The sequence below is a fragment of the Microcystis sp. LE19-10.1B genome, from assembly GCF_027530565.1.
GTDB lineage: Bacteria > Cyanobacteriota > Cyanobacteriia > Cyanobacteriales > Microcystaceae > Microcystis > Microcystis aeruginosa.
This window is the reverse complement of sequence record NZ_JAPZQM010000155.1, coordinates 1-6,712: the sequence shown is the minus strand read 5'-3', so window position 1 is coordinate 6,712 and position 6,712 is coordinate 1. Positions and strand designations below refer to the sequence as shown.

The window sequence follows — 6,712 nt, the reverse complement described above, 5'->3', positions numbered from 1 at the left end:
TTTAGGAGTTGTCAAAACAAAGCGAAAATCAACAGTCAAGCTGATTGTAGCACCTTTTCCTGACCGGCAACGAAGTAGTCCCCAATTTTTTTTCAATAACCCCTTGACAAATTACACACAAGCTTAACTTCTCACCAATGGATCGGGACCAACATTGACTTGGACAAAGTTTTTCGGATTAGCCCATCTTGCTTGCATAAAATTAAATTGATTTTCAATACTAGATTGAAAGCAAATGAACAGTAATCCTGAGTCCTTTTCGGGTTCTTTTGTGGCATCATTTTCTCCATAACTAACTGCCCGGCGGGTAATTCGGTGGTTTTTTTCGATCTTTAAGGCTTCGTTAAAACCGGGAGAAGACTCCACTATCCCCGTATCTCCCCGAGGGTTTGTTTTGCGAATGTGGGCGTGAAATGGGCACTTTGTCGCCGTTTGATCCTGATCGTAATTGAAGTTGTTAGTGGGTGTAACTGGAGAAGTTGGCATATCCGAGAGAGTAACTGGAGTTCCGTCCTGGAAACGGCCCACAATCAGGGCTCCTGCTAAGTCATCGTTGATGTTTAGAGTTTGAGCTAGTTGGTGCTGATCCTGGCGAAATGCTTTCACATTTTGTTCAAGTTTTCGATAAACCAAATAACTACCATAACTATCTTCAGTTCGTCCATTAGGATCCCTGACTAAAACAACATCTAGAGATGCCCGCGGATCCCATTGTTTAAAATCCCGGTCATCGCGTAGTGAGTTGTGAATATCTCGCTTCAAAAATAAAGGCTGACTCACACCATCAACAAAGCCAAAATGCTCGATGATTTGTCCGGCTTGATTTCTTAAGATAAAGCCATTATCTCGATGAACAATTTCAGCTATTTGGCACAATTGTGCCTCTATTTTCTTGACGGCTTCCGATAAATCGAGGATACTGTCATCGGCCACCAGTATTAAAGCGTCAATTTGAGTTTGAAAGCCGTTTTCCCACTGGTCAACCGGTGGATCTCCTAAAAAACTTCTGATGTCATCATTTTTCATCCCCATGCGAAATGGCTGATCTGAGGGAATTTGGTAGGGTTCGATTTTTAGGTATTCATAACCCTTACGAGATAAAAAGAAATTGGCAAACAAGCCACCCGATACTTGTTTGGTTCGGTATAGATGAGCCTCATCTGACTGTTGTTTAGCAGATTTTAGATATTGTTGGGCAAAAGTTTGAATCCACGTTCTGACTGGATTAGTCAGATCTGGTTTGAATTGTAAAAACAGATGGGTGCTATAGTCTCGTCCATGTCCCCGAAGAATATTGCCTTGTAAATCTTCCAGTAAAATCTGGTATTTACCAAGCTCTTCAGGATCAATGCCATTTTCTGGTAAGGTGTTTAAGTCTGCTTCTGTAAGTGCCATCGATTAACTCCTCTATTTAGGTTACAGTTTTGACAAGTTGAAACTAAATATTTTTACCGATTTATACCTCACGATTGCGAAAGTTTTAGACGAAAAATATAATAAGGTGGATGGGAAGAATCTTCCCCTGCGTTGAGAGGTGGTGAACGATTTAATTGATTACAATCCACATATAAATAACCATCGGATCCCAAGGTTAAACAATCAGTCCAAGACAATCTTTCATCATTTACTAGCAGTTGGTAGCGGCGATCTGGTGTAATCACCCCGATGCCATTAGCTGCTAAGTCTCCCAGATAAATATTGTTGTCTTGGTCAATAGTAATACCGTCACAAATTGGCTTATCGCTATATCGTTCAATTTTACTGCCCAGTTCAGCTTCACTTAAATTGGGGTTGCTCAGATCCTCACTCCGAATACGATACATACTGGTATGGTGCATTGGGCTTAAATAAACCCATTCATTGGCTGCATCTAAAACAATGCCATTGACACCCAAATGAGGACGAATCAAACTTCCATCAGATTGTTTAATTTGTACCGGTGTTCCATCAATCACCAGATCGATATCTTCTGGTATAATACCGGGGTATCCTTGCAAAATACGAGAAGCTAAGCCCGTTTTCAAATCAACCCTAATCAAAGCCGCTAATTTTTCTGGAGCCGGATCGGAAATATAGACGAAATTACGGGTCAGATCTATGACCAAATCATTAACAAAAGAATTATTGAGAGTGATTGGTGGGGGCAAATAAATTACCCGCGCTAATTGATTATTTTGGGTATCCCAAGCAACCAGTTTAGGGGTTGACTGGCTTTGATTGGCATTATCTAACATCCACACAGTTCCCTTAGCATCTGACTTGATACCTAAGACGGTATCAAGGGTAATAATTGTCCCGTCCGACTGATTAGGAAACGGGATTAAACCGTCTTTAGTTAATTCCGCTACCCGCATTTCAGGGTTATAAAATTGGTGCAGGCTAAGAATAAGCCGGCCATCTGGGGTTAGGGTTATGTTACCTGGAGCAAAGGGCAATTCTGCCACTACTTCTAAGCTATCAGATAGATATTTCATCAGCAGAATTTCTCCCAATTGATCAAAAAGAGTATTTTTTTTAATCGAAAACTTTCCTTGATTATTGTGCCTTGGATTGCCGATTTTTAGCACCTCAAGCCCCAAGCTTGACCATTTTGGCGTGAGATGGCTTACCCACATCATTAAGGTAGAACATCATGTAGTAGCCCGGTGGGTAAAGATTGGGACTGATTGACACTTTAAAGTCAATGGCAGACTCATCCCCCAAAGTGACCTTTTCTACCGCCAAATCAGCTAATCTTTGCCCAAAATCAAAAGAATGAGTGACTGAACCGAGTTTAACTAGAACTAGAGAGCCTTTTTCCGTGGCGTTCTTTACAGAAATGCTACCAGATTGGCCGTAGTTAAGCTCTTCAGTAGCTTTGACAATTTCTGGGCGAGGACCAGACTTAAATAAATAAGGAGGACTGAAGATCTCTCCTTGCCAAATTTCGGCTGGAACAAAAGGTTCTTTATCATTTTCCACGAAATAATGCTGAGGATCTTGATAAAAAGTATTGAGGTCAAATTCTTCAGGCTTTCCTGATTGATCATGCAGCTTGGCAAATTTAAAAAAGCTAGTCTGATCCCCTATAACGTTTACATGAACCGTGCCGTCTTTTTCCCTGGCAGCGCGGTTAGCATTGCCACCTAATACTAGGACACGGGCATCTGGTAATAAAACTGCGCCATTATGATATAACCTGGGCAATTTCGCCCGCTCCAAGCTCTGGGTTTTATACCCGGCTGCTGCGGTTGCATCGGGAGTCATCAATAAAGGTTCGTAAACGGGTAGGTATTCGGGATATTCACCTCCATTAACCACTAAAATTTCTTTAGTGGGTAAAATCACCGCTTGTAAGTTAGCTCTGGGGGTCTTGAGGAAATCGGGGAATATTTCCCATTTACCATTCTTTTCGCGACTGTTTGCTGGAGAAACCCAATGTTGTAAACTAGCGACGACTTTAGCGCCTGGAAAACCCGAAGTATTACCTCCTCGGCCAAAGGCAATACTATTAGTACCAATGATGCCTCCTAGTAACAAGACATCTTCGGAGTTAGGCACTTGTAGGGCGGTCCCGTAAGCCTTGCTGGTTTCTGCCCGGTCTGGCCCTACTTCAAAACTAATAGATAATTTTCCAGTTGCGTCTTCTTTAATGCTCATCAAATAGCTTTTTTTGCTGGAATGTGGCACTAAAACTCCGGCAATACCGGCTTCATCTCCTGTGAGCAACAGCCGTCCATCGGCTAGAGGAAAAACCCGGGGATAGAGGTCTATACTATCATAAACATCTCCATTTTCTACTTTAGTATTAAAGGGACTGTTTTTGATAGTTGTAGGATCAAAATAAGAGAGTTTTTCGGTTTTGGGATCGTAAATTTCGATACTGGGATTGATTTGATTAGGACCTCCCCATTTTAAACCGGAAAGAATCACTACTTTACCATCATTCAAGGAAATTAAACTCGGATACCAGCGTCCTTCTTTCATTTCCCCTAAGTCTTTCCATTCCCCGGTTTTCCAATCATATAAATTGAGTTGTTTTGTTCCCGTAAATGCACCGCCGGGATAATAACGTCCTGTTCCCCCCACAAATAAAACGTTTCCGTTCGCTAACTGTACATGACCCACACAAAAGAGATCGTTAGTTGTCCCGTGTTGTATGGCTGGGGGTGAGGGAATGCGTTCAACTTTACCTGTTTCGGGATCGAGCAGCCCTGTATTATTGACTACGTCGTAGTTTTTGACATCCACTCCCTCGGTAAATTGCGTAAATTGATCTTCTCCATTTTCTTTAACTAGCAGACTGCGAAAACTACTGCCATTGACCATCAAAACCTTACCATTGGGTAAGACTATAGTATGGACAGACTGCATTCGATTTTCTGGCGGTGGCATGGGTAAGGTTTCCCACATTCCCATGATTTCTGGGTTTCCTTTTAAGGGAGCGGCAATCGCATTTTCCAAGCCACAAATGGCAATTCCTAATGCTAAAACAAATACCAGAAAGACTGAGATAATTTTAGCTTTTTTATCAGATAAACTAAAGCCCATATTACCTCTTAAGTTTAACGATAGCTGTTGATTGTTTCAACAATTTCTTGGCGTGTCGCTTTAATAGCAAGATCAGCAATATCATAGGCACTGGGATATTCATTGGCTGCATCTTCTCCCGGAATCCAAAACTTGCGTCGAGTCAGGCGCAATGAGTTAGTAAAAGCAGGAATAGCATTGAAAATCTCAACCGCCATTGGCCCATGATAAACCTTGAGAATTGGTTTTAAAAAAGATTGCCAAGGTAGCCAACTGGTATGAATGGCACCGCGATCTGGAGGAGACACCTGGATATAGTGGAGTCTTTCCTGTTCAGCAAGATACTTAACTTGTTGCTCAAAAATCTCAGGACCTTCGCCATCGAGAGTTTCATGGGCGCTATCGATTACCACTCCTACTTGTTTACTAGGAACCTCCTCCAAAAACTCAATTAATTGCGATAATTTGTTCGGTCCAGATGTTTCCCAGTGGGTGATCGGTTCGATCGCTAATTTGACATTCTTGCCCTTTGCATATTCACCTAACTGATTAAGAATCGGTTGAGCGTTCTCATAGCGACCTTTTAAATAATCCTGAAGTTGATCACTCCAGATAGGCTGTTTGGTGGATTCTGTAACTGGAAAAAGACCGTAAGGGATAACAATTGGACCCATCATGATATTACCCCTTAAAGCGGCGGTGATATCAACCCGTGACTTAAGATAATCTAGAGCTTCTTGTCTTATGTCAGGGTCGGGAGAACTGGGATCGAAGCTAGGGGTAGCCCCCACATTAGTAGAAATTTTTACCTCTGTCAATCCTTCGCTGTCTAGATATGACCTTAGTTCAGTATAGTTTTTAAGATCATCCTGAGCATAATTTGTAGTTCCTGGAGGCGGAGGTGCAATGGGAAACTCGAAACCAGTGTAACCAAAATCTTGCAGTTTTTTGATATGTTCAACAACCGTTTTTCGATATTCCGAGTTATCGGGCTTTAGATCGGTAGTAAACATGAAAAAGCTTAGGTAAATATCAGGCTGAGACAAGGAGGAAGATTTGCTCATTTTTGCTATTCCCGATGATGATTTTTTTTGATTCAAAAGTCAGTGTGAATTGAAAAACGAATTAATAGCCGTTGCCCGTAAGCCATTGAATCAATCCCGCTGGATTATCGATGACCGCTTTGGGATCGAACATCGGCCAAATATAGACAAGTCCTTCTTCGTCAAGACGGAAGAAATTGTGCAGGGTGTATAGAGTGCCTTTTGTTGTTTTCATCTGCCAGACCCCACTTGCCCTCGGGTATTCAATGGTAATTGACAGGACATTTACCTCTGAGACGCGAGTAGCAACACCGCTTACAAAGTTTGACACATCTTCCGTCCCGTTGATAGTTCTCTCACTGATCGGGCTAAGAAACTGTATCTGAGAAGAGAACTGCACCTCAGAGAAATCGCCAGTTCCGAAGGCACGGAAGTAGTTGTCAATAATGTGGCGATATTCTTCCTTATCCATTTTAGCTGTCTCCAAAAATGAAAGGTTTACAAAATTATTCCGGTTTATTATTCCAGATCTGGCGACTAATTTTCCAAACATCTTGCTCTTTTTTCATTAACCATAATGCCCGAAACTTAACGGACCTTGATGGGCTGCCATCTTTCGGGCGAATTGTGGCTCGAGAAATTCCTATGACATAACCGAAATCGCCCATAACCTTGATTTCTTCAGCAGTGAAAATAGGATCGATGTCGTTCTGTGCAATCTGTTCGGCAAACCCTTCAACTATTTCAGCAATTCCCGATCGATCGGGGACTCCAGGTGCCATCCAAAGGGCATCTTTTGTGTACATATCGGCGTAAGCAGATAGATCTCTCTCCCTAACATTGGTGGGATAGACTTCTTCAAATACGCTTCTGATTTTTGCGTGATCACTAGATTCCATGAGAGAGTATCCCATTTTGGATTGTGGATTTTGGATGGGGGGAGCGTCTGCATGAGAGAGTTTCAGGAGAAATTTTTCCATCTGTAAAAGGCAATGGTGAAAATGGGATGCTCCCTTTGATGGCTCTTCGGGACTTGTTATGGTTCGATAGGGGGGCATAAATCGACTCAATCCTTATCTGGCAAGAGATTTAATTGATTAGTTCGCTCCAGATCGCAAACAATTGACAAAAATTGCGGCAATGTCTGTCTCTATAAAGGT

6 protein-coding genes are annotated in these 6,712 nt (G+C 42.0%); all 6 read right to left on the bottom strand.

Annotated elements, in window-relative coordinates:
• Nucleotides 1-123: 123 nt before the first annotated feature.
• Complete coding sequence (locus O9332_RS05600) at nt 124-1,395, bottom strand: Dyp-type peroxidase (RefSeq protein ID WP_288024163.1); 1,272 nt, start codon at nt 1,393-1,395, stop codon at nt 124-126.
• A 68-nt stretch (nt 1,396-1,463) separates the two neighbouring features.
• Complete coding sequence (locus O9332_RS05595; RefSeq protein ID WP_043999400.1) at nt 1,464-2,474, bottom strand: L-dopachrome tautomerase-related protein; 1,011 nt, start codon at nt 2,472-2,474, stop codon at nt 1,464-1,466.
• A 94-nt stretch (nt 2,475-2,568) separates the two neighbouring features.
• Nucleotides 2,569-4,530, bottom strand: a complete 1,962-nt coding sequence (locus O9332_RS05590; RefSeq protein WP_288024159.1) for a galactose oxidase early set domain-containing protein — start codon at nt 4,528-4,530, stop codon at nt 2,569-2,571.
• 14 nt (nt 4,531-4,544) lie between these two features.
• Nucleotides 4,545-5,522: a sugar phosphate isomerase/epimerase family protein gene (locus O9332_RS05585; RefSeq protein WP_288024157.1), complete on the bottom strand. Its 978-nt coding sequence runs from the start codon at nt 5,520-5,522 to the stop codon at nt 4,545-4,547.
• Nucleotides 5,523-5,634: 112 nt separating this feature from the next.
• Nucleotides 5,635-6,024, bottom strand: coding sequence for a DUF4904 domain-containing protein (locus O9332_RS05580; protein WP_002762506.1), 390 nt, complete (start codon nt 6,022-6,024; stop codon nt 5,635-5,637).
• 34 nt (nt 6,025-6,058) lie between these two features.
• Nucleotides 6,059-6,610: a YybH family protein gene (locus tag O9332_RS05575; RefSeq protein WP_288024155.1), complete on the bottom strand. Its 552-nt coding sequence runs from the start codon at nt 6,608-6,610 to the stop codon at nt 6,059-6,061.
• Nucleotides 6,611-6,712 lie beyond the last annotated feature (102 nt).

Bases quoted from the DNA above. Each gene is read 5' to 3' on its own strand.
- O9332_RS05600 (WP_288024163.1), bottom strand. From the start codon at position 1,395: ATGGCACTTACAGAAGCAGACTTAAACACCTTACCAGAAAATGGCATT.
- O9332_RS05595 (WP_043999400.1), bottom strand. From the start codon at position 2,474: ATGAAATATCTATCTGATAGCTTAGAAGTAGTGGCAGAATTGCCCTTT.
- O9332_RS05590 (WP_288024159.1), bottom strand. From the start codon at position 4,530: ATGGGCTTTAGTTTATCTGATAAAAAAGCTAAAATTATCTCAGTCTTT.
- O9332_RS05585 (WP_288024157.1), bottom strand. From the start codon at position 5,522: ATGTTTACTACCGATCTAAAGCCCGATAACTCGGAATATCGAAAAACG.
- O9332_RS05580 (WP_002762506.1), bottom strand. From the start codon at position 6,024: ATGGATAAGGAAGAATATCGCCACATTATTGACAACTACTTCCGTGCC.
- O9332_RS05575 (WP_288024155.1), bottom strand. From the start codon at position 6,610: ATGCCCCCCTATCGAACCATAACAAGTCCCGAAGAGCCATCAAAGGGA.